15 protein-coding genes are annotated in these 23,463 nt (G+C 65.8%); 6 read left to right on the forward strand and 9 right to left on the reverse strand.

What is annotated here, in order from left to right; translation table 11 throughout:
- Positions 1-111: 111 nt before the first annotated feature.
- From OU995_RS19280 to OU995_RS19295, 4 genes are all read right to left on the reverse strand, one after another.
- Positions 112-2,412, reverse strand: coding sequence for a hypothetical protein (locus tag OU995_RS19280; protein WP_267831653.1), 2,301 nt, complete (start codon positions 2,410-2,412; stop codon positions 112-114).
- Between the two features lie 349 nt (positions 2,413-2,761).
- Positions 2,762-4,366, reverse strand: a complete 1,605-nt coding sequence (locus OU995_RS19285) for an S-layer protein (RefSeq protein WP_420714892.1) — start codon at positions 4,364-4,366, stop codon at positions 2,762-2,764.
- Between the two features lie 184 nt (positions 4,367-4,550).
- Entirely contained in the window at positions 4,551-5,393 is an 843-nt protein-coding gene (locus OU995_RS19290) for a DUF2145 domain-containing protein (RefSeq protein ID WP_267831656.1), read from the reverse strand.
- Positions 5,394-5,559: 166 nt separating this feature from the next.
- Complete coding sequence (locus OU995_RS19295; protein ID WP_420714893.1) at positions 5,560-6,570, reverse strand: cupin domain-containing protein; 1,011 nt, start codon at positions 6,568-6,570, stop codon at positions 5,560-5,562.
- A 236-nt stretch (positions 6,571-6,806) separates the two neighbouring features.
- Here OU995_RS19295 and OU995_RS19300 point away from each other — a divergent pair, with 236 nt between their 5' ends.
- Together OU995_RS19300 and OU995_RS19305 are read left to right on the forward strand one after the other, a co-directional pair.
- Entirely contained in the window at positions 6,807-7,745 is a 939-nt protein-coding gene (locus OU995_RS19300) for an alpha/beta fold hydrolase (RefSeq protein ID WP_267831658.1), read from the forward strand.
- A 262-nt stretch (positions 7,746-8,007) separates the two neighbouring features.
- Positions 8,008-9,261: a patatin-like phospholipase family protein gene (locus OU995_RS19305; RefSeq protein ID WP_267831659.1), complete on the forward strand. Its 1,254-nt coding sequence runs from the start codon at positions 8,008-8,010 to the stop codon at positions 9,259-9,261.
- Between the two features lie 119 nt (positions 9,262-9,380).
- On the opposite strand, the gene OU995_RS19310 is transcribed toward OU995_RS19305, so the two are convergent.
- The 5 genes from OU995_RS19310 to OU995_RS19330 form a co-directional block, all read right to left on the reverse strand.
- Positions 9,381-10,016 (reverse strand): DUF3299 domain-containing protein, encoded by a 636-nt coding sequence (locus tag OU995_RS19310; RefSeq protein WP_267831660.1) that lies wholly within the window; start codon positions 10,014-10,016, stop codon positions 9,381-9,383.
- Position 10,017: 1 nt separating this feature from the next.
- Positions 10,018-11,316 (reverse strand): ABC transporter permease, encoded by a 1,299-nt coding sequence (locus OU995_RS19315; protein WP_267831661.1) that lies wholly within the window; start codon positions 11,314-11,316, stop codon positions 10,018-10,020.
- The gene (locus tag OU995_RS19320; RefSeq protein WP_267831662.1) at positions 11,316-12,002 is read right to left on the reverse strand and encodes an ABC transporter ATP-binding protein; all 687 of its coding nucleotides are present in this window, start codon (positions 12,000-12,002) and stop codon (positions 11,316-11,318) included. The genes OU995_RS19315 and OU995_RS19320 overlap by 1 nt, the downstream gene beginning before the upstream one ends.
- A 21-nt stretch (positions 12,003-12,023) precedes the next feature.
- Positions 12,024-12,533, reverse strand: a complete 510-nt coding sequence (locus OU995_RS19325) for a DUF2796 domain-containing protein (protein WP_267831664.1) — start codon at positions 12,531-12,533, stop codon at positions 12,024-12,026.
- Positions 12,534-12,694: 161 nt separating this feature from the next.
- Positions 12,695-13,888, reverse strand: a complete 1,194-nt coding sequence (locus OU995_RS19330; protein ID WP_267831665.1) for a GTP-binding protein — start codon at positions 13,886-13,888, stop codon at positions 12,695-12,697.
- 186 nt (positions 13,889-14,074) lie between these two features.
- Here OU995_RS19330 and OU995_RS19335 point away from each other — a divergent pair, with 186 nt between their 5' ends.
- The 4 genes from OU995_RS19335 to OU995_RS19350 all read left to right on the forward strand — a co-directional run bounded on the left by OU995_RS19335 (position 14,075) and on the right by OU995_RS19350 (position 23,462).
- Positions 14,075-14,494 carry a Fur family transcriptional regulator gene (locus tag OU995_RS19335; RefSeq protein ID WP_267831667.1) on the forward strand — a complete coding sequence of 140 codons (420 nt, stop codon included), beginning with the start codon at positions 14,075-14,077 and terminating at the stop codon, positions 14,492-14,494.
- A 354-nt stretch (positions 14,495-14,848) separates the two neighbouring features.
- The gene (locus OU995_RS19340) at positions 14,849-21,121 is read left to right on the forward strand and encodes a DUF4347 domain-containing protein (RefSeq protein ID WP_267831668.1); all 6,273 of its coding nucleotides are present in this window, start codon (positions 14,849-14,851) and stop codon (positions 21,119-21,121) included.
- Between the two features lie 38 nt (positions 21,122-21,159).
- Positions 21,160-22,674 (forward strand): TolC family protein, encoded by a 1,515-nt coding sequence (locus OU995_RS19345; protein ID WP_267831669.1) that lies wholly within the window; start codon positions 21,160-21,162, stop codon positions 22,672-22,674.
- The gene (locus OU995_RS19350; protein WP_267831670.1) at positions 22,671-23,462 is read left to right on the forward strand and encodes an efflux RND transporter periplasmic adaptor subunit; all 792 of its coding nucleotides are present in this window, start codon (positions 22,671-22,673) and stop codon (positions 23,460-23,462) included. Before OU995_RS19345 ends, OU995_RS19350 begins: the two co-directional genes overlap by 4 nt.
- The last annotated feature ends 1 nt before the right edge of the window (position 23,463 follow it).

The following is a 23,463-nucleotide window of genomic DNA, read 5'->3' on the forward strand; positions in this document are numbered from 1 at the left end:
CACAATTCATCCATCGGTTTCGAAGTTAAACGCTTCAGCGGACGTGACCAATTGCTCGAACCGCCCGAGCCTTCCCCCCCGATGTGGGGTTCCCACCCCTGCGCGCAAGGGTTAACCCTCGTCACCCAAGGCGGCCTCCAGTTTCAGGAACACCTCCCGGGTTGATGGGCGATCCGATTGCGCGTCCCATGACGCGCCCAGCGCGAACTGCCAGCGCGGAGAGAGGCGCTTCTTCCACATCACGGATCGGTGGCGGGTCTTGTCCGTCCACGCCGACTGCCCACCGGCCGCGCTGCGGGCACTTCTTTCGTTCTGCACGATCACCCGAATGCTTTCCCGCGCGCTGAGGTGCAGCAGGGACAACAAGCGCATCCCCGTCTCTCGCAGGGCCGCATAAGGGCCTTCACCGGCAATGCGGGTCCCGGTGAACACTGGATCGATCTCCAGGCTTCTCCCGCCCGGCAACGCCCAGCGCGTACTGGCCTGCATCGACCACCATCCGCCACCGCCCACCCGGTCCAGGTCGGTGTCCAATTGCCGCCCGATGCTGCCCTCGGCGGTCAGGCGAGCCAGCCAGTCGAAGGGAGTGGTCTCGATGCCTCCGTGCAGCGCAGGCGTGTCGTGCAGCCGGCCGCCGCTGCGGGCGCGTTGCTGGTCCGCCCCGGCATGCAGCCAGACCGACGTGCGGCGGGTGGTGGACAGCCAGAAGCCGGTGCGAAGTTCGCGGCGGATGACTTCCCCCCCCGGCTCCTCACGCGCAGCATCGCGCAGGCTGCGCGCTTCGGACATGCCCACATGCCATTCCGTCTGATGCAGCAGACCGCCGCCAGGCAGATGGATCTCGCCCAGTCGGCGGTTCACCTCGCCAGAGGCGCGCCACAACCCCGCCTGGTCCACGAAACCCAGCAGATTCACGAAGTCCGGCCCGGTGACCGAGACCTCCGCTGCATTGAGCCAGTCGTCATCGCTATACAGCAGCTTGGCCCAGCCGGAACCGTCGCGACGGGTGGAAGCCCGGCCACTCACAACCTGATCGTTGGGGTCCACCACCAGGTTGTTGCTGCTGGCCATCACACTCCACTGCGCCTGCCAATGGCGGCCGTCGACGCTGCGACGCCAGAGGCCATCCACACCCGCCAACTGGCCTTGCCCGCCGCCCTCCACCGTCCGGCGCGACAGCAGGCTGCCCAGGGTCAGCGCCTGACCGTTGTCGTCCTGCGTGTCGGGTGTGCCATGAGCGTCCTGCGGGCGCAGGTCGTTGCTGCCAGAGGGGGCGCCAGGGTCCGATTGCCAACGGCCGCGCAGCACCTGGGCTGCACTGGGCGCCGTCAGGGTCCACTCATCGGTGCCCCACGGGCGGCCACGTGTCACCACGGTGCCGCCACGGTCTTCGGCGAGCAGCAACGTGGCGTCCGCCCCCACACCACGCCAGGTGGCCCGCAGGCCCCAGCGGGGGTCTGCCACCGTGCGCGAATAAAAGCCCGAGAGCGGCAGCCCGAGCACATCGGCGCTTTCCAGAAAGTAGCGCCGCTTCTCAGCCTGGGCCAGCGCCACCGCGCGATTGCCGCTGGTCTGCGGCGCATCCACATCCACCTGGGCGAAGTCGGGGTTCAAGGTGGCATTCACCAGCCAGTCGGCGCGTGGGCGCCACCAGCCTTCCACGCCCACACTGCCACTGCCTGTCTCCTGCCCCCCGGTGCGCACCGAGCGGCCCGTCCATTCCACGGTGACGTTTCCCTCCTGATGATCGCGGTGGTGGCTCAGGACGGAGGTGAGGCCGGTGACGGGCTCGCTCGCATGGAGAAAGTTCAAGGCTTCGGCATCCGCCCGGCCACTGACCAGCAAGAGATCACCGGCCCCTGGCACCGCACGCGCCACCACCATGCGCCAAGGGGCGGCAGCCTGATAGGGATAACGCAGCGCGGCCAAGGGCCAGCGGATTTCCATGCTGTAGCCATCCGGCAGCAGCGTGGTGGCCACCTGCACCGGGAAGTCCGGCCCCAGATCGTCCTCATCATCCGAGGCCCGGTACAGCCCGTCCGTGACCACGCCGGCCAGGCTGGCCTTGATGAACATGGCCGATTCGCCGCGCCCGTTGGTGTCAATCCAGACCCCGATCAAGTCCTGGTCCCGCTCGACCGCATCGCGCCGCGACAGCAGCGTGCGCGGCGGCTGGGACGACCAGGCGCGGATGCCGATGACCAGAGCCCGAGCGTCCGCCATCACCTGGACCTGCGTGCGCAGGTCGGCGGCATAAGCGCCATTGGCGGTGGGCTGCAACTGGGCGAAACGGGTGTGGACGGGTGCCCGGCGCCAGACCTCTTCGTCCAGATGTCCATCCATGACCAGGGCCGGTACCTCTTCAGATGCGGTGAGCACCTCGAAGGCCGCTGCCGGGGGGGCTGACAGCATGCACACGGTGGCGGCGAGCGCGGGGCGGCGCCAGAGGACTGCAGCGGGTCTGCAGGATTGGAATGGGCGGCGGGCCACACGGCCGGCCTGGTTCAACAGCCGATGAAAACGCAAACGGACTCCCTGGAGTTCAATCATCCCGATGGTGTCTCCCATCAATGGACAAAGAGTATCTCAGGTGCTGCGCCCGTGAAGCGACTCTCCGCCCAAGGGCGCTGCGATCAGCGGCCGAAGCGTCCGGTGCAAGGAACGAAACCCATCGATATGGCGCGTTGAATCACCGGGTGGGGTTGGGAAAGGTGCTCACCAGTCACGACCCCATGCCAGCCCGCCGGTCAGGGTTCCCGGCTCACTTCACCGTCAGGAAGATCGGGTTGGAGTAGAACCAAAGGCTGCCGTAGTTGCGGTCATTGATCTGGTCATGCCGCGTGGCGTTGTCCGTGGTGGTGATCTTCTGATCGGCCAGCGGTTCCCCGCCTGCGGTCAGGCCGGCCACATCCTCCGCCAGATTGGTGCCGCGCAGCCGGAAATACTGGCTCTTGCTGGCGGTCACCGTGGTGGTGACGGAGTAGTAGCCATCGGCGCTCTGCTTCCAGTCAGCGCTGGTGAAGCGCTTGAGCACCCGGGTGCTGGCATTGGTGGCCACGTTGTAGGCCGCTGTACCTGGGGCGGCGGGTGTGCCCACGTCCCCCACGATCAGGTCGACGTGATGCACCTTGGGCACCATATTGCCCAGATTGCCGCTGTTGACCGGGCGCTGGTAGTTGTTGACAGAGGGGCTCTTGAAGCGGATGGTCAGCGTGACCGTCTTGCCCGAGGCAGCCACCAACTCCTGGCCCATGAAGACCTTGTCACCGTCTGCTGCCGCATTGAAGTCCAGCGCATTGATGAGGTCACCGAAGACGCCAAAGCTGCGCCCGGCGCGCAGGCTGTCCAGCAGCCCGCTCACGCCGCTGCTGCCCTTGGGCTGCCACACATAGTTGCGGGCATATTCACCGGGGTAGTAGCCGCTGCTGTTGCCGGCGGCGTCAATCTCGAAATGCGAGTCGGAGTTGGCCACGTTCCAGATGCGGCGCCCCTCTCCCAGCAAGGCGTCCCACACGCCCCCCAGTTGCGCCACCACAGCGTCCGTGCCGCCATAGGTGCGGTTGGGCTTGTTGGCGTCAACATACGCCGAGGTGTAGCCACCGCGGTCGGGCTCCATCTGGTTGCCCACCATGCCCTCGATGGCAAACACGATCTTCGGCGCGAGGTCATTCAATTGCCGGAAATCCGCAATCGTGTATTTGCCGGGATTGCGCGACGGATGGTTGATCAGCGCATAGCTGGTGTCGGGATAGTTGTCCTTCAGCCAGGTGATGCCCTTGATCGTGTCGGCGGCGGTGCTGTTGGCCCGCTGCGGATACTTGGCCTTCCAACGGGTCACGTCTTCCGCTTTGAACAATGACTCATCGCCGGTGGTGAAGACGTATTGGAATTCCTTGACGGCGCTCACCGACGAGCTGAGGCTGGTGCTGCCTTCGAAGATGCCAATGCCGATGTGGTCGTGGGCGGGGGCATCCCATTCAAAGCCGGAGAAGATCAGCTTCTTGTCGTAGGTGCCGCCGGCCTGCAGCGCCTTGATGCGAGGCATCTCATAGGCCTCCATGCCGTAGGCAAAGGCGACCGGTGCCGCCAGCAGGTTGCCGTTGTTGTCGTACTTGGACGACCGCAGGTGGTTGGTCACCGCCATCCAGTCCAGCCCATACGTGGTGAAGGCCTTGCCCAACACGAAGTCCAGCGTCTGGGTGGTGCGCGAGTCATCGGACTGCACGGTGTGCACATGCAGGTCACCGGTGGTCCAGGCGCCCTGCTCGGGCGTATCCCCGTTGCTGCTGCCGCCGCAGGCCGCCAGGGCCAGCAGCGAGGCGAAGGACACGGCCGCAAGACGGAAACGAAGGGAGCGAGCTGGCACGGTTTGTTGCGCGGCCTGTTGAGCGGCCTGTTGCGAGAACGGGTGCGGGGCTTGCGAGGTGATAGGGAGGAGTTTCACGGGGAGAGGCGGCCGAAACGCAGCGTTAACGAAAACGCCGGACTGTGTCGGCGCGCGGTGTCACCTCCGTGACAAATCCGCGCCATGGCGGCCAGGCGTGCGAATGTCAGCGCGGCAGATCCACCACTGTGGGCGCCGCGCCCCAACCGCTGCGGGAGAGCCACTGGAAGATGGTGTCCGCCGTGGTGGTGTCAATGTGGCCGGTGTAGCGTCGTGCGGACGGGTGATCGTCAAACGCAACATGGGCCATGCCGATGCGCGCACCCAGGCGCTTGGCCGCCGAGATGCGCAGGTCACTGGGTTGATACCCCGCAGCCTTGAGCCATTGCTGGGCCTGCGCGCGATTGAAGACCTCACCCGGCGCAGCCGCCGAGGCCAGGGTCTCCAGCGCCCATTGATTGCTCTGCTGGTATTGCAGCGCCCACGGATAGGCCAGCATGCTGTAGGCCGGTGTGTGCAGGGTGGCCGCGCGGGTGTTGTCCTTCAGCACCGGCAGGAGTGCTTCCTGCAGGGCGGGCTTGAGCACCGAAAACGCCCCTTCCATGCGAAAGGGCCGATCCATGAAAAACTCCGCCAGGCCCTGGCGGTACAGATCCGCCTGCGCCGTGCCGCATTCATTGAGCTTGTGCAGCACTCGCCACACGGAGGCGCCCTTGGCATCGGTCTCGCGGTAGACAAAACCGACGTGTGACCAGCGCAGGCCGTAGTCCTCCAGGTTCTGGCCGGCGCGGGCCAACAGCACCACCTGCGCGCCGGACCTGTCCAGCGCCTCGGCGGTGCTCTGCGCCAGGGCCATGGCGTCGCGCACCTGCTGGGCGGTGAGCGGGGCGTCCTCGCAGGCTCGGCCGGCATGGGCGGTGCCGGGCAGCGCCAGGGCCCATGCCGCCACCAGGCTCCATGCGGCGGCGGTCGCCATGCGACGGGCCGCAATCAACATCTCCACGCTCATCGAATCACCTTCTCCTGGCGGGTCATCCGCTCGTTATGCAGCTGCGCCTCGTCGGCCTTGGACAAGATGTCGCCAGGGCCCACCGCGATGACGGTGACGCACATGCCTGCCGACAGCGCCCCAGCCCCCACGGCCTGGCCCACCAGGCGCCCGCTGCCATGCGATGCTACTCAAGATGGGACACCGTTGAACCGGCACCTTCACGCTGGAGTGGCCACGCCAGCGCCCGCACGGCTCCCGGAGCCTGACCGGTCACCCGCTTGAAGGCGCGACTGAACGCGGCCAAAGAGCCATACCCCAGTTCCGTCGCCACCGATTCCACTGATTGCCGGTTCTGCCCCAGGCGTTGCAGGGCCAGGCGCATCCGCAGTGCCGTCAGATACCGCAGCGGTGTGACGCAGGTGGCCGATTGGAAGGCCTGCGCAAACACCGACCTGGACTGTCCCGCCACCTCGGCCAGGGACGCGACGGTCCATGGCTGACCGGGCGCCTCGTGCATCACCGCGAGCGCCCTTCCCAGCCTGGGGTCCCTCAACGCCTGAACCCATCCGTCGGCCCCTGGGCAGCCGTCCAGCACCCAGGCTCGCACGATGAGCGCGGCCACTACATCGGCCAACCGGGCCAACACCCCTGCAAAGCCGGGCCGCTCAATGGCCGATTCGCGCTCCATGGCCGCCAGCAGCGGCTGGATCTCCGGCGAGCACTCCATCAGCGTGCCGACATGCATCACCTCCGGCATGGATTGCACCAGCGGCTGAAGTCCCCCGAGATCCATGCCCATGCAGGCACTGAACAGCAGACGGGTTCTGTCGGAGGGATGCTGGGGCACGAGGAGATTGGGGTCGGAAGCGCCGGGCGGCCTCCAAAGGCTGAACGCCTGGATCTGCGCGTTGGGCAGGCCTTTGGCCGTGGCCACGACATGCGTGCCCCCACGAGGCAGCAACACGGCATCACCGGGCCGCAGCCCGTGCCATTGACCCTCCGGACTGCATAACCAGAGCGGACCTTGGCCCGCAAAGTGAAACTGCCCCCGACCCTGAGCGTTGTCGAATCGAAGACCCTGCCCCGGTGCCAGCAGGCTGCGGCGGTACAGCACGCCGGAAAGCCGCATGTCCAGCAGCAAGCGGGAGACCAGATCGGCATCCGACGCATTGGCGGCATTGGCGACTTCGGGCAACTTCAAGCGACTCCATTCACGGCCCGGCACACGCCGGGACGAAAGATCAAACAAAACCGACGCTTCATCATAGACCGTCCACCTTGCTGGCCGCCACACTGAAGCCTCTTCTCCACTCTCCGCTTGCCGCTTTGGCCATGAATGCTTGCTTCACAGACCGTGCCTCCCCGAAGGAATCATCACCGATCCATGCAGGGGTGGCCTCACCGCAGAGCCGCCCTGATCCGGCGCGCGCAATGCGCCCAGCGACGGGGTCCCGCCTGATCAGGTTCACCACCGGTGCCCTGATCTCCTTGGTTCTGGCAGGCCTGGCACCCTGGGCCGCCGCCGAAGAACGACAACTGCGCGTCGCGGCCCCGGATGGGGTGGAACTCGCCGTGCAGGAATCCGGCAATCCGGCGGGACGCCCCATCGTGTTCATCCATGGCCTCCTGGGCAGCAGGATCAACTGGACCGCGCAACTGAAAAGCCCGCAACTGCAGCGCTTTCGGCTCATCACCTATGACCTGCGGGGGCACGGGCTGTCCGACAAGCCCGACAACGAAGCCGTCTATCGCGACGGCAAGGCTTGGGCCGATGATCTGGCGGTGGTGATCCAGGCCACAGGCGCCCAGCGCCCCGTGCTGGTGGGATGGTCCTTGGGCGGTGTGGTGATCTCCAACTATCTCGCCACGCATGGGGACAGTGACCTCGCAGGCGCGGTGTATGTCGATGGCGTGATCGAGCTCAAGGCGGATCAGATCAGCCCCCACCCCAAGGTGTATGCCGGTCTGGCGTCACAAGACCTCCCCACGCACCTCAACGCTGTGCGCGACTTCCTCCGGTTATGTTTTCAACATCAACCGGACCCGTCCAGCTTCGAGCAACTGTTGGCGAATGCCGCCATGGCGTCCTGGACCATGACCCGCACCGTGCCCTCGATGACTGCCCTGGCCGCCGAAGGATTGCCCAAGGCCCAGGTTCCCATGCTGCTGATCCAGGGCCGCCACGACGCGCTGGTGATGGGCAAGCCCAGCCTGGCTCGTGCCCGCGAACTCAACCCTCGGGTGCGGACCTTGACCTACGAAAACTCCGGTCATGCCCCGTTCATGGAAGAGTCCGCGCGCTTCAACAGCGACCTTCTGCACTTCATGAAGAGCGCGGAGACCTTCGCGCCCCCATCACGCCATAACTGATACTTTCATCACAGGTGGCCACCAAATTGGCCGTCTTGCGGATGCCAGGCGCCCACAGGGAGCGCCCGCACCTTTAAATTGCATTGAGAGACAAGTGCGGTGCGGGCGCGGTGCAGGAGCGGTGTGCCCATCGTGTCACCGTGCATCAGATGAGGGACCGCTGAGATGTCGTTGGTGATGAAGAAGCGTCTGGCCTCGGGGGCTTTGCCGCCCCATACCCGGGAGGCCGAGGATCGTCCGTTGACTTCAGCGAGACGTGGCCATGAGGTATGAACTGCCGCTGACCGGGCTGGTGCTGAGTGGCGGCGGCGCCAGAGCCGCCTATCAAGTGGGCGCATTGCGCGCGATTGCCCGCATCCGGCGGGAGCAGCTGACGCCGCAAGCCCGGCGCCGCAACCCCTTCGGGGTCATCACCGGCACCTCGGCAGGCGCCATCAATGGCACCGCCCTGGCCTGTTACGCCGACGACTTCGATGAAGGCGTGGAACGGCTGGTCGAGGCCTGGTCCCAGATGCATGCCGAACAGGTGTACCGCTGTGATGCGCTGCATCTGGCGGGCAATGGCATCCGCTGGCTGGCCCAGTTGTCGATGGGCTGGGCGCTGCGGCGCTGGCGTCCGCGCTCGCTGCTGGACAACACGCCGCTCTCCACCCTGCTGCGAAACCTCGTGCCCATGCACCGTCTGCCGCTGATGCTGTCGCGCCGCTATCTGCACGCCGTCGGGGTGACGGCCTCCAGCTACAGCAACGGCCATCATGTGAGCTTCTATCAGAGCCGTGCGCCCATCACCCCGTGGGTGCGCATGCAGCGCATGGCCGCGCCTGCGGAGTTGGTACATGACCATCTGCTGGCTTCGTCCGCCATTCCATTCATTTTTCCGGCCACACGCCTCCAGCATGAAGGCCGGGGCGCCTGGTATGGGGACGGCTCCATGCGCCAGAGCGCCCCCCTCTCCCCGGCCATCCATCTGGGCGCCCAGCAGCTGCTGATCATCGGCGCCGGCCGCATGCATGAGCCCACGATCGGTGACATCGATGACGCGCGTTATCCCAGCCTGGCCCAGGTGGCCGGGCATGCGCTGTCCAGCATCTTCCTGGATGCCTTGGCGGTGGACATCGAACGGATGGAACGCATCAATCGCACCCTGGCCATGCTGACGCCCGAGATGCGCGAACAGCACTCCCTGCGCCCGGTCAATGCGCTGGTGATTGCCCCCAGCGAGCGGCTGGACTCCATTGCCGCCCGTCACATCGACGCCCTGCCCAAGGCGGTGCGGCTCTTGCTCAAGTCCGCCGGGGCACGCCAGGGCCATGCGGGCGGCGCGGCGCTGGCCAGCTACCTGCTGTTCGAGCCCGGCTACACCCAGGAACTGATGGACCTGGGCGAGCGCGATGCCCTGCAGCAAAAGGACAAGCTCCAGGCCTGGCTCCACCCGTCCGAGCTGGCGCAGGCACGGGACCGGCGCATGGCGTCAGGGCTGCCCGGCCCCGAAGGTATCAACGCGGCCATGCTTTGAAGCACCGCCTTCGCCTCAGTTCCCTGCACGGCAGCCGTTCCGAGGCCAGCACATGGCCGACACATGGCCGCCGAGGCCTGCGGCGTCCGCTGCCGGGCGAATCACATGCCGCGCTGCATTCAACGCGGTCGCCCGGTGTAGGGGTCGGCCGAGGCGTCGGTCATCTGGTAGCCACTCACCCCCATTTCCGACGACTGCCGCTCCACATGCATCTGGCCCTGGACCCACACTGCGTCCATTGAATGCAACGCCTTGTTGCCCCGCAACAGTTTCACCCAGATGATCTGATTGGCGGGCGGCGGCGGCATGTGGATGCACGCGCCGAAATAGGGCACCAGCAGAAACTCCTTCAACCCGTCCTTGTCGTTTTGCAGCGGGACCACATAGCCGGGAATGCGCACGGCGGCGCCGTCGAAGGTGTCGATCAGCGGGGCGTTGTCCAGGGCTTCGCGCAGCTCCAGCATCATCTGGCCCATGGCTGGACTGCTGTCACTCATCCGCCCCAGATTCATGCTGCGGAACTTCTTCATCGGGTCCCAGCCCATGGGCATCAGATTGGGCCAGGTGATGTCCCTGTAGGTTGCGGAGGGCCCTGCCTTGCTGCTGGCGCCGGATGGGCTGGCGCTGGCCGCGACCGTCGCCGGCAACGGCGGCGCCGCAGCGACCACGCCGATCAGCGTGCCGACCGCCAGGAGCCCCAGCAGCACCGGGCCGCGGGCAACGGCTTGTTGAATGGAAAAGGACCGCAGGCTCATGTCACACCTTGGGAGAAAGTCCGTCGCTCAGCGACAGGGCATAGGCCCGCAAGCCCGGCACCAGGCTGGCGAGCCAGCCACACACCACGATGGCCCCCATCAGGGCCAGTTCGGTGGCGCGGGGGGCCGCCAGCGCAACACTGATGCCAAAGCGCGCTTGCAGCCACGGACTGAACGCCGCCAGCAGCCCGCCGCACAGAACCGCCCCCAGCGCCACGCCAACCAGCGTCACCAGCATGCCCTCGGCGGCGAGCAGCAGGAAGATGTTGCCAGGGCTGGCACCAACCGCGCGCAGAATGGCCAGCTCCCGGCGCCGCTCGTTGAGACCGGCCAGGATGACGGCCACCAGCCCTCCGAGGCTGACCACCGCGACCAGGCCGGTCATCAGCAGCAGGCTGCGCTCGCCGATGGCCACCACGTCCCACAACTCGTCCAGAGCCACGCCCGGCAACACGGCCATCAGCGGTTCCTGGCGCAGGTTGGCAATCCGGCGCTGCACGGAAAACACCGCTGTGCGGCTCTTCAGCCCGACCAGGGCCGCAGTCACCTGTCGCGGTGTGAGGTCGTAACCGGCCAGCGCACCAACCGGCACCGACATCCCAGGGATCGGCGCCCCCGCAACCCAGTCCAGATGGAGGGCCTCCATGGCGGCCAGGCTGATGTGAACGGATCGGTCCACCGGCGTGCCGGTGCGCTGCAGGATGCCCACGACGTGGAAGGGCTTGTCCGCATGGTCGTTGGCGGCAATGGCACCGTCGCCGTGGCTCAACACCATCGAGTCTCCCAGCCGGTACCCGAGCGAGTCGGCCACTTCCGCGCCAATCACCGCACCAAAGAGGTCGGCTTGCGCCTGGGCGGGTGTGGCATCCAGCCGATCTTGAAAGGCCCGACCCTGTGCCAGATGCAAGGACTGGCGCTCCCCATAGTGAAAATGGCGGAAGTAATCGGTGCTGGTCGCCACCACAGGGAAGCCGCGATGCATGTCGCCCAGCGAGATCGGCACCACCCAATCCACGCCGGGCCATTGGGCGACCGTCTGGATGCTGTCCCAACTGACATTGTTGGTGGCCCCACCAATGCGAAACACCGAATACAGCAGCAACTGCACCGAGCCCGTGCGGGCCCCAACAATCAGATCGGTGCCGGAAATGGTCTGGGAGAAGTTCTGCCGCACGCTGTCGCGGAGCCGGGTCATGCCCAGCAGCAGCAGGGTGGACAGCGCAATGGACCCCACCACCAGGCCCAGCGCAAAACGTCGATTCCAGGCGCTGGCGGCCACCAGGGACACGGTCGATCGCATCACGCCCCCTGCGTCAGCTCGATCACGCGCGAAAACTGCGGTGCCAACCGTGCGTCATGGCTGACAAACAGCAAGGCGCTGCGCGCTTCGGCGCAGCTACTTTTCAACAGTGCCATGAAATCATCGCGATGCGCGTCATCCAGCGCCGAGGTCGGCTCATCGGCAATGACCAGCTCCGGGCTGCCAATGAGCGCACGGGCAGCGGCCACCCGCTGCTGCTGGCCGACGGACAGCTCATGCGCACGCCGATGCATCAGATCGCCCCGCAACCCCACACGCTCCAGCAACTCCTGTGCGCGGCGGCGCGGGTCCCGCGCGAGAGCGGCGCGCCGTTTGGAAAACACACACGGCAGCAGCACGTTGTCCAGCGCGGTGCGGTAGGGCAAAAGATTGAACTGCTGAAAGATGTAGCCCACATGGTCCGCCCGCATGCGGTCGCGCCGCGACGGTGTCAAGGCCGCCAGGTCGGTGCCCAGCAGACGGATCCAGCCTTGCTGAGGCACCAGCACACCGGCCACCAACGACAGCAACGTGCTCTTGCCCGAGCCACTGGCGCCACGCAGAAATACAGACTCTCCGGGGTTGATCTGCAATGCAGGCAGATTCACACAGTCCTGCCGGGCTTGAGGCCAGCGAAAGACGACCTGCTCAAGCGCCAGGATCGGATCGGCAGGGTTTGGTGTCATCGAGTGGCCGCTCATGACCATTCACCGTCCGGACATTCGGATCACCGAGTCGGGTCGGCGAAGCGTCTGATGGCCCTGCCCCGTCGCGACGGCCGTCTGCACCTCCACCCGCTGCAGGCGGACAAAGCTGGCAAACAAGGTGTGTGTGATGCTGGTCAATCGATCGGGTGCCGTGCATGTGAAGGTGTAGGAGGCATCCATGTCCATGTGCTCCTCGCTGGCCGCCGCTGCCGGCTGATCCAGCAAGGCGGACTCCAGGGTCGCATCCTTGAACGTGCATCCGGCGGCGACCAAGGGCTGGAACAGCCGGTCTCCCTGGCGCAATGTGCTCAGCATCTGGGCCACGGCTTGGCGCTGGGCGGCGGTCCGGGGTGGATGCTCGAAGCCCAGCACGTTGTCCAGCGGCGATTCCATCTGGATCACCAGGCTGGTGCCGTCCATGGCAACGTCAAGATGGAGCACGCCATGCTCATGGGCCCCACCATGCCCCTCAGCGGCCGGGGCCGCAATGGCGGCGATCAGTGCGGCCATTGCTGCCACCCGGCCAGCGAAGGGGGCGCGTGAGCGAGAGGTGCGAAAGATGCGAAAGAAGCGAGGGAGGCCAACGCTGCGAAGGGATTGAACAACAGAGGAAGAGGAAGAGGAAATGGAAGAAAAACGGTCGGGGTCCATGGGGCATCCTTTGGGGCTGGTCAAGCCTGGGAAGGAGACGTCTGGACGTCCCAGGCGGGCAGACGATCGGTGAATTCGCGCCAGCGGGGCGGCCCCTGGCGCGTTTCAGTGACATTGAGCAAGCAACGATTCAGCTCGGCCGTGATGGCCTCCCGGTCCAATCCCTGGCCAATGATCACCAATTGCTGCCCGCGGTCATGCAGGGGGACGCTCCAGCGGCCCACCGGGTCCAGCTGATGTGTCGTGCCGGCGCCGGACAGGCAGGCCAGCCACTCGGGACGGCTGGCCAGCCAGACATAGCCCTTGTAGCGGAGCACACCCGGCCAGGGCTCGCTCAGCAGTGCCGCCAGCCGTCCGGGATGAAAGGCGCGGTCCGCTTCGTACACAAAGCTGGAAATGCCGTACTCATCCGCCTCGGAATGAGGCTCCCCCTCCAGCGCCTGAATCCAGCGCGGCTGAGTCTCGGCCTGCTCCAGGCTGAAGCGGCCAGTGCCCAGCACCGCCTCCAGCGGCACCTGCCCCTGACGGGCTTCAAGGATGCGGGCGGCCGGATTCAGCGCATGAACCAGCGCCCGCGCCTGGGTCACCTGCTCCGGCGTGGCCACGTCAATCTTGCTGATGACCACCACATCGGCGAATTCAATCTGCTCCACCAGCAGTTCAACCAGGCGACGCGTGTCGCCTTCCCCGGCGCTCAGGCCCCGTTGCGCCAGGAAGTCTTCACTGTGGTAGTCCTTCAAGATATGCAGCGCATCCACCACGGTCACCAGGGTGTCCACATAGGCGATGTCCTTGAGCCCCTGGCCTTGTTCGTCCTCAAAGTCGAAGGTGGCTGCAATGGGCATGGGCTCGGAAATGCCAGTGGATTCAATCAGCAGGTAATCAAAGCGCCCTTCCCTGGCCAGGCGCCCCACCTCCTTCAGCAGATCCTCCCGCAAGGTGCAGCAGATGCAGCCGTTGCTCATTTCCACCATGGCCTCTTCCGTCCGCGACAGGCCCACACCGTGCCGATCCGCCTGGTCACGGACGATGTCGGCATCGATATTGATCTCACTCATGTCGTTCACGATCACGGCGACACGGAGGTCTTCTCGATTGCGCAGGATGTGGTTGAGCAAGGTGGTTTTGCCCGCGCCCAGAAAGCCGGACAACACGGTGGTGGGCAGGCGGCGCGGCGCCGGGCGGTGCTTGGGCAGGGATGCAGGGTGGGTCATCGGCGGTCTCAAGGAGCCTGAAAGCGTTGACATGCTACTGCGAATGCATTCGCAACAACAAGAGCATGACACAATCCGCAGCCGTGATCGGGTCCTCCAATCGCCCGCAGATCACTTGCCGATCACTCGCTGATCACCTGCCGATCACCTGCCCACACCCCGCCAGGCGCCCGTCTTTGACCCCATATGGAACGTTCCACCCGTCAGCGCACCGCCATCCGCAACGTCATCGAGGCTGCCGGACGCCCTTTGTCTCCACAGGAAGTGCTCGCCGCCGCCCAAGCGGACGTACCGGCCTTGTCGCTGGCCACGGTCTACCGCAACCTCAAGCAGTTGATGGAGGCGGGGGAAATTCAGTCGGTGGACCTGCCGGGTGAGAGCCCACGTTATGAGGGTGCCCACCATCACCACCACCACCACTTTCAATGCACCGGCTGCCAACGGGTGTTTGATGTACACAACTGCCCCGGCGACATGGCAGGGCTGGCACCCAAGGGCTTCAGCGTGGAGCGTCACGAACTGACGCTTTACGGGCGCTGTGATGAGTGCCAACCCGCCGCCACGGCGAAACACCAGAAAAGACCCCGGACCCCGGCCCGGCGCTAGGGCCTGTTAGCGCCACAACAAAGGGTCGCGAAGGCCCTAACCGCCCTAACCGCCCTGCTGCCCCCAGGACAAACCTGCAGAAGACGGCTCGCAAGGCACGGCTACCCACTCCCCAGGCGGGCTACTAGGGTAAGCCCTTAATGATGCCGCATGGGCGCCAGCGTTAACACCGCCGGTGACAGTTGCACCCCCCCCGAATCAGTTGAAGTCCTTGGTGAATCGCCAGGCGGCGGAGGCGGGAACAGGGTGTCGATCACTTATGATTTCAGCCACAAGGGAGATACTCTCCTAAACATCAGTTCAATATCAGGGGGCGCTATGGCAGCGTTGTGGAGACGAGGACAGTGGCGGTCCATGAGCCGCATGGCGACTGGCGTGCCGGACACATCGGCAACTGGGGGCCGTGCCATGCCCATGATCATGGCGCTGGAAGCCCGGCTGATGTTCGATGCCTCGGTCGCCGCCACCGCCGTGGCCGCCGATGTCGCTGTTCGGGACTCTAGCCACGACGCCGCCATCGATGCCCGCCCGTCCACCGTGGCGACCGCCTCTGCGACCGAATCCTCCGCAGACACCTCGTCGGCTCAGGCGTCCACCGCCACACGCCACGACATCGTTTTTGTCGACAACCACGTCAGCAACGCGCAGGAGATCATCCAGAACCTGCCCGCCGGCACCGAGGTGGTGATGCTGGACGCCAGCAAGGACGGATGGGCCCAGATGGCCACCTATCTCAACGGCCGGCATGACATCGACTCCATCTCCCTGATTTCCCACGGCGCCGACGGTGCCGTTCAGGCCGGTTCGGTCTGGCTGACCGCAGACACCCTGGCCAGCCATGCCGACCAGCTCAAGGCCATCGGCGCCGCCCTGTCGGAACAGGGCGACCTGCTGCTCTACGGCTGCAAGGTGGCCGAAGGCAGTGCCGGCCAGCAGTTGCTGAACCAGATTGCCACCCTCACCTCGGCGGATGTGGCCGGGTCCACTGACAACACTGGCGCCGCTGCACTCGGGGGCGACTGGACCCTGGAGCGCCATACCGGCGCCATCGAAGCCCCGAGCCTGGCTGGCGCTCTGGGCGCTTATGACGCCTTGCTGGCGGCCCCGACCTACGAGACCTTTGATGCGGTGACCCTGCCGGACGACGGCGGGATTCGCAGATACCTCCTGCCAGGCCAAGACTTGACCTCCAACGGCTGGACGCTGGGCATGCGCGATGTCAATGGCAATGCGGACGGAAACTCCCGGTTGGTTGTCACCAATCAGCAGGTCGACACCGTCCTGGCGGATAACGCCCAGGACAAGGCGCTCATCATGCAGGGCGACTACTCGACCTATGCGATCGTCTTGAAGTCCACCAGCGGTGACGAGTTCAACTTCCACTCCATCACGGTGGAGGACTTTGTCAGCGGTAATACGCAGTATCAGCTGGTGGGTTACCGGGATGGCGTTCAAGTCAGTGGCGCCACGCTGAACTTCAGCATGGCGTCCTACGGGACCACGGTGAACGGCCAGGTCGTGTCCGTGACAGGCACCGCCTGGCAATATGTGGATGAGGTGCGAATCGTCTACCAGAATGGGCAAGGAGGGGTGTCGGTCGCCCTCGACGACATCAACGTCTCGGCCGGCATTGCGCCCAATGCTGTCCCGGAGATTTCCAATCTCAGCGGAGATGGCATCACCTATGTGGAAGGAGCTGGCCCGGTCAAGCTCGACGCAAGCCAGAATGCCCTCGTCACAGATACCGACAGCACCGACTTCGACGGCGGCAACCTGACAGTGTCGATCATCACCAACAACGCGGTGATGCAAGACCAACTCACCATCGTCAACCAGGGCACCAACGCCGGCGAGATTGGTGTCTCGGGCAGCAATGTGACCTACGGCGGCATCACCATCGGCACCTTCTCGGGCGGCACCTTGGGCAACAGTCTGGTGATCACCTTCAACGCCAATGCGACGCCAGCCGCCGTTCAGGCGCTGGTGCGAGACATTGCCTTCAACAATATCTCCAACGACACGGTGACAGGCAACCGAACGGTGGAGTTCACGTTGAATGACGGCGATTCCGTCACCAGCAGTGCGTCCTCCAATGTCACGGTCAATGTGCAGACCGTCAACGACGCCCCCACACTGTCCGCATCCGGCAACTCCCCCACCTACACCGAGAACGGGGCTGCGGTGAGCCTGTTCAGTGGCACCTCGATCAGCACGATCGAAAGCAGCCAGAGTGTGAAGACGCTGACGATCAACGTCAGCAATGTGTCGGACGGTGCCAGTGAAGTGTTGAACATTGACGGCACCAATGTCGCTTTGTTCAATGGCAACAGCCTCACTACGTCCACGCTGGGCCTTTCGGTCACCGTGAGCGTCAGCGGCGGAGTGGCCACGGTGACCATGGACAAGACCTCCGGCATCAGCGCTGCCAATGCCCAGACTTTGGTCAATAACCTCAGCTATCGGGACACCAGCGATGCGCCCACCGCCGGGAATCGTGTGGTCACCCTGACCTCGGTGCGGGACACCGGCGGCGTGTCCAGCGGCGGATCCGACACCACCGTCCTGCTCATCAGTTCCACCGTGACCGTCGTTGCAGTGAACGATGCTCCCATTCTCACCACCTCCGGCGGCAGTGCCAGTTTCACTGCAGGCGACAACACCACCTCGACGCCCATCGCAGTGGATAGCGGACTGACGATTTCCGATGTGGACTCGACCACCCTGGCTTCAGCCACGGTGGCCATCACCGGCAACTTCCGCAGCGGCGAAGACCAACTCCTCTTCACCAACAACAACAGCACGCTGTATGGCAACATCAGCAGCAGCTACAACGCCGCCACCGGGGTGATGACGCTGTCCTCCGCCGGCAACACGGCCACCGTCGCCCAGTGGCAGGCGGCCCTGCGCTCGGTGCGCTATACCGATTCGGCGGTCACCCCGGACCCGTCCACCCGCACCATCAGCTTCGTGGTGAATGACGGCACCGACAACAGTGTGACGTCCACCCGTCTGGTGACCGTCTCCGCCACGGACCAGACCCCCATCATCAGCAACAGCGGTGGCAGCGGTCTGTTCACCGAAGGCCAGGGGCAGACCCAGGTGGATCCCGGGCTGACCGTGTCGGACCTGGACAACGCCACCCTCTCCTCCGCCACGGTGCAGATCACCGGCAACTTCCGCAGCGGCGAAGACCTGCTGCAATTCACCAACACCAGCAGTTCGGTCTACGGGAACATCCTTGGCAACTACGACTCCGCCACCGGGGTGATGACCTTGTCTTCTGCCGGCGGGACCGCCACCGTCGCCCAATGGCAAGCCGCGCTGCGCGACGTCACCTACAACAACCTCTCTGGCACCCCCGACACCAGCACCCGCACGGTGGCTTTCACCATCAGCGATGGGGTGAAGACCAGCGCTGCGGGGACGCGGACCCTGACGGTGGTGTCCGTGGACATTCCGCCGGTGTTGAGCACCTCCGGCGGCAGCGCCACCTTCACCGAAGGAAATCAGGTGGCGGGCACCCCAACGGTGGTGGATAGCGGTCTCACGCTGTCCGATGCCGACAGCCCCACCCTGGCCAGCGCCACGGTGGCCATCACCGGCAACTTCCAGGCCGGGGCGGACGTGCTGGCCTTCATCAACACAGGCTACGCGCAGTACGGCAACATCATCTCGAGCTACGACGCATCGACGGGTGTGCTGTCGCTCAGCTCGGCCGGCGCCACGGCCACGGCCGCGCAATGGCAGGCGGCCCTGCGTTCCGTCAGCTACAGGAACACGTCGGACACGCCGACCACCGCCGCGCGGACGGTCAGCTTCACCATCAGTGACGGCGGCGCCAGCAGCACCGCCGTCACCCGGGATGTGAACGTGGTGCCGGTGGACGACACCCCGGTCCTCTCCGGGGGCACTGACACGCCGGTATTCCAGGAACTCGACGGCCAGGCCGCCTCGCCCGTTGCCATCGCCCCAGGTCTCACCCTCACGGACAGCGACAGCCCGACGCTGGTGAGCGCTACGGTCGCCATCACCGGCAACCTGAACAGTACCGAGGACCTGCTGGCCTTCACCAATGCCGATGCCACGCAGTTCGGCAACATCAGCGCCAGCTACAACGCTTCGACCGGTGTGCTGACGCTGAGCTCGACCGGCGGCACCGCCACGGCCGCGCAATGGCAGGCGGCCCTGCGCTCCGTCACCTACAACAACAGCGCGGAAGCCCCCAACACCGCCAGCCGCACCGTGAGCATCACGGTGAATGACGGCAGCACCGACAGCAACACGGTCAGCCGCACGCTGACCGTGGTCAGCACCAACGACACACCGGTCAATCAGACCCCGGTGGCTGTGCAGCATGTCTTCCAGGACGGCAGCCTGGTCTTCGGCACGGCCCAGGGCAATGCCATCTCGATCAGCGACGCCGACGTCGGCACCGGCCTGGTGCAGGTCACCCTCACCGCCAGCAACGGCACCCTGAGCCTCTCCGGCACCAATGGTCTGAGCTTTGTGGTGGGCAGCGGGACCTCCGACGCCACGATGACCTTCGCCGGCAGCCTGGCCGACATCAATGCAGCGCTGCAGGGCCTGAGCTTTGCACCAACGGCCGGCTATCACGGGGCCGCCAGTCTGCAGATCACCACCGACGATCTGGGGAACAGCGGTGGGCCGGCACGCACCGACACCGATACGATCACGCTGAGCGTCGACCAGCAATTCCCGGTGATCACTGGCGTCAACACCGCCATTCCGGACGGTGGCTACAAGGTGGGTGATGTCATCACCACCACCATCACCTTCGACCAGGCGGTGATCGTGGATGCGTCTGGTGGCACCCCCAGCCTGCTGCTGGAAACCGGCGCAATCGACCGTCAGGCGGTGTATGTGTCCGGCTCCGGCTCCAACACGCTGACCTTCAGCTATGTGGTGCAGGCGGGCGACACCACGGCGCGGCTGGACTATGCCTCGTCGGCCGCCCTGGCCCTCAATGGCGGCAGCATCCGCAGTGCGACCCAGTTTGACGCGGTGCTGGGCCTGCCGACCCCGGGCGGTGGCGACTCGCTGGCCGCCCAGCATGCCATTCAGATCGACGGCGTGGCGCCCACCGTGACCGGTGTGCAGTTGCCGTCCGCTGGCACCTACGTGGCCGGCCAGACGCTGGACATCACCGTCAACTACAGTGAAGCCGTCACCGTGGCGGGCAACGGCGCGGCCCCACGCCTGGCCGTCACCCTGGATGACGGCCGCGTGGCTTATGCGGACTATGTTTCCGGCTCCGGCAGCAATGCGCTGGTGTTCCGCTTCACCGTGCAGGCGGGCCAGCAAGCCGCCAACGGTGTGACCCTGGCTGGCAGCGTGGATGCCAACGGTGCGGTGCTGCGTGATGCGGTGGGCAATGCAGCCTCCACCACCTTGACTGGCGTTGGTGCCACCAGCGGCATCCGTGTGGATGCCGTCACCCCGACCGTGTCGGCCATCACCCGCCTCGACGGCAGCGCCACCTCCGGCCAGCCGGTGCGCTACCAGGTCACGTTCTCGGAAAACGTGTCTGGCGTGGATGCGGCGGACTTCAGCCTGAGTACCACCGGCAACGCCAGCGCGGCGGTGCTGGGAGTCACGCAGGTGGACGCACGCACCTATGTGGTGGAAGTGGGCCAGATCACGGGGGCGGGTCAGGTCAGCCTGAACCTTGCAGCCGCCTCAACCGGCATTGCGGACACCGCGGGCAATGCGCTGGTGGCCAATGCCAATGGACCGGCCTATGCCGTGGCCCCGGTGGCCCCACCGCCCCTGCCAGCCGACCCTCCAGCCCCGGCGCCTGCGCCCACCGTGATTCCGGTGATCGCGCCCTATTCGCCTCCGGTCACCTTCGATGCCGGTCCATCGTTGCCGAGTGTGGAAGCGCCCCAGGCTTCGACCTTGACCGGCAGCGACACCAGTGCCTCCAACTCCCTGCCGGTGGCGCTCGGACTGAGCGTGCCCCTGCAGCCCAACGCACTGGAGCGGACGATCACCTCACCCGTCCCGGTGATGTCGGACAGCACCCCGCGTACCGACACCGCCGAGTCCGCATCTCGCAACCTGGCCGGTCTGACTGCCGCCAGAGGCTATACCGTCTCCGCCGGCGAGCCGATGCGGATTGCCCTGCCGATCGACACCCTGTCCAGCCTCGGCCGCGATGGCCCGGTCACGGTCGAGGTGCGACTGGCCAACGGACAGCCGCTGCCCGTGTGGCTGAAGTACGACCCCGTCACCAACACCCTGGTGGGACGCGCACCGGCCGGCATGACCCAGAAGCTGTCGATTGAGGTGACGGTACGTGATGCCAAGGGCCAGCGCGTCACGAATGTGGTGGATGTGGAGATCAAGGCCAATGCCGGCCCGCGCAGCGCAGCACCGGTGGAATCGCGCACGGCGGCGGTTGAGGCGACGCCGGCGCGCGAGGCACGGCTGGCCGATGCCGCACCGGCCACAACCGAACGCAACGCCAGCGAAGCCGGTGACGGGCAAGCCCCCGCCGGCCGTGCAGGCCTGGCCGCCCAATTCAACCGCCATGGCCATGCCGCCTGGCAAGCCGAGCGTCAGCAGTGGGAGCAATTCCTGGACGCCGCGCAACACACGACGGCTTGAAGCCGCGACCGTACTCAGAGGAGAAGCACAAGATGAAGATGGAAAAACTCCCCCGCCGTAGCTCACTGGCCCTGGCTGTGATGGCCGTCGTGGCTGTCGGATTGAGCGGCTGCGCCGTGGCACCGCAGGCCCTGACGGCGGAGGAACGGCAGAGCCTGATCCAGGCGGACCGCCAGATGCTGACCACCGAGCAAGAGCCCATCCAGGGCCCGATCTCGCTGGAGGAGGCGATGGCACGCGCCATCAAGTACAACCTCGACCATCGCGTCAAGCTGATGGAAGCCGCCGTGGCCCAGCGCCAGCTGGACCTCTCGCGCAGCGACCTGCTGCCCAAGCTGGCCCTGTCCGCCGGCTACAACTGGCGCGACAGCGAACTCGCGTCCTCCTCGCGCAGCGTGCTGAGCGGCCAGCAGTCCCTGGAACCTTCCACCTCCTCGGACCGTGAGCGCAATACCGCCGACCTGACCCTGAGCTGGAACGTGCTGGACTTCGGCGTCAGCTACTTTGGTGCCCGCCAGCAGGCAGACCGGGTGCTGGTGGCCGAGGAGCGCCGCCGCAAGGTGCTGCACCTGCTGATGCAGCAGACCGCACAGGCCTACTGGCAGGCGGCCGGTGCGCAGATGCTCGAAGGCAAGATCGATCCTGTACTGGAGATGTCCCGCCGTGCGCTGGAGGACTCGCGCAAGGTCGAAGTGGAAAAGCTCCGCTCACCGCTGGAAGCGCTGAACTATCAGCGCCAACTGCTGGACATCGTGCGTCAGCTGGAAGCCGTGCGGGACGAACTGGCCCAGGCCAAGCCGCGTCTGTCCGCCATCATGAATCTGGAGCCCGGCAAGAGCTTCACCGTGCAGATGCCGACGTCCATGCAGGCGCCCCGCATCACCCTGCCGGCCACCGGCATGGAAGAAGCGGCCCTGCTGCGTCGCCCGGAACTGGTTGAAGCCCAATACAACGAACGCATCGGCGTACTGGAAACCCGCAAGGCCCTGGCCCGTCTGATGCCTGGCCTGGAATTCAGCGTCGGTGGCCATTACGACAGCAACAGCTTCCTGGTGAACCGCCAGTGGGGCGATGCCGGGCTGCGAGTGAGCTGGAACCTGTTCAATGTGCTGAACGCGAGCAACATCCGTGGCATGGCCCAGGCGCAACTGGACCTGGTGCGCCAGCAACGCCTGGCCCTGAACATGGCCGTGCTGACCCAGGTGCATGTGGCCCGCCTGGACTACCAGGGCCGCCTGCGTCAGTTTGAACTGACCGAGCAGCTCAATGGTGTGGAGCAACGCATTCTGGGCTACACCCGCAATGCCGCCTCCGCCAACAGCCAGGGCAAGCTGGAAGAAATCCGTGCGTCGGCCTCCGCGATGATGTCCGAGCTGCGTCTGTACCAGACCTATGGTGCGCTGCAAGGCGCCTACAGCCAGTTGGTGGCCACGCTGGGTCTGGACCCGCTGCCGCAATCGGTGTCGGGCCATGACCTCAAGAGCCTCGGCGAAGCCGTGAAGGCTTCGGAACAGAACTGGACGAAGACCATGAATCCCGAGGGCGGCGCATGACGGTTCGCAGGGATGGCCAGGTCGGGCAGTTGGCCCTGGGCATCATTGTCACCAGCCTCATGGCGGTGACACAGCTACCCGTCCACGCACAGGCCGCGGCGCCCGCAGGCGCTGCGGCGGACAAAGAAGGTCGGATCCGCACCCAGCTCAATGCACGCAACTCAGTGACCATCGCCGCCGAGATTCCGGCGCGTGTGGCCACCTTGCGCCTGCGGGAAGGGGATGCCTTTCGCGCCGGCGACCTGCTGGTGGGGCTGGATTGCTCGCTGCATCTCAGCCAGCAGCGCAAGGCGGAAGCCGCCGTGGAGGCGGCCAGTGCCGTCGTGGCGTCCAACCAGCGGCTGGCTGAGCTCAATTCCATTGGCGCGCTGGAGGTCCAGCAGGGCCAGGCGCGGTTGAAGGAAGCGCAGGCCGAACTGGCGGGCAACCGCCTGCTGGTCAACCGCTGCAACATCACCGCACCGTTTGCCGGCCGCGTGGCCAAGCGCCATGTCGCCGCCCACCAGTTCGTCTCGCCCGGCAACCCGGTGCTGGACATCATCGACACCGGCCAGCTGGAGGTGCAGATGATCGTGCCGTCACGCTGGCTGGCGTGGCTGCGTCCGGGTGCCGCCTTCCAGGTGGATGTGGAGGAGCTGGGCAAACGGTACCCGGCCCGGGTGCAGCGCATGGGCGCGCAGATCGATCCGGTGAGCCAGACGGTCGCCGTGTTCGGTGTCATGGACGGGAACCAACCCGGGCTGCTGCCGGGCATGAGCGGCTGGGCCGTGTTCCCCGGTCATCCGTGAG

This window comes from Roseateles sp. SL47 (genome assembly GCF_026625885.1).
In the GTDB taxonomy this organism is placed as follows: Bacteria; Pseudomonadota; Gammaproteobacteria; order Burkholderiales; family Burkholderiaceae_C; genus Roseateles.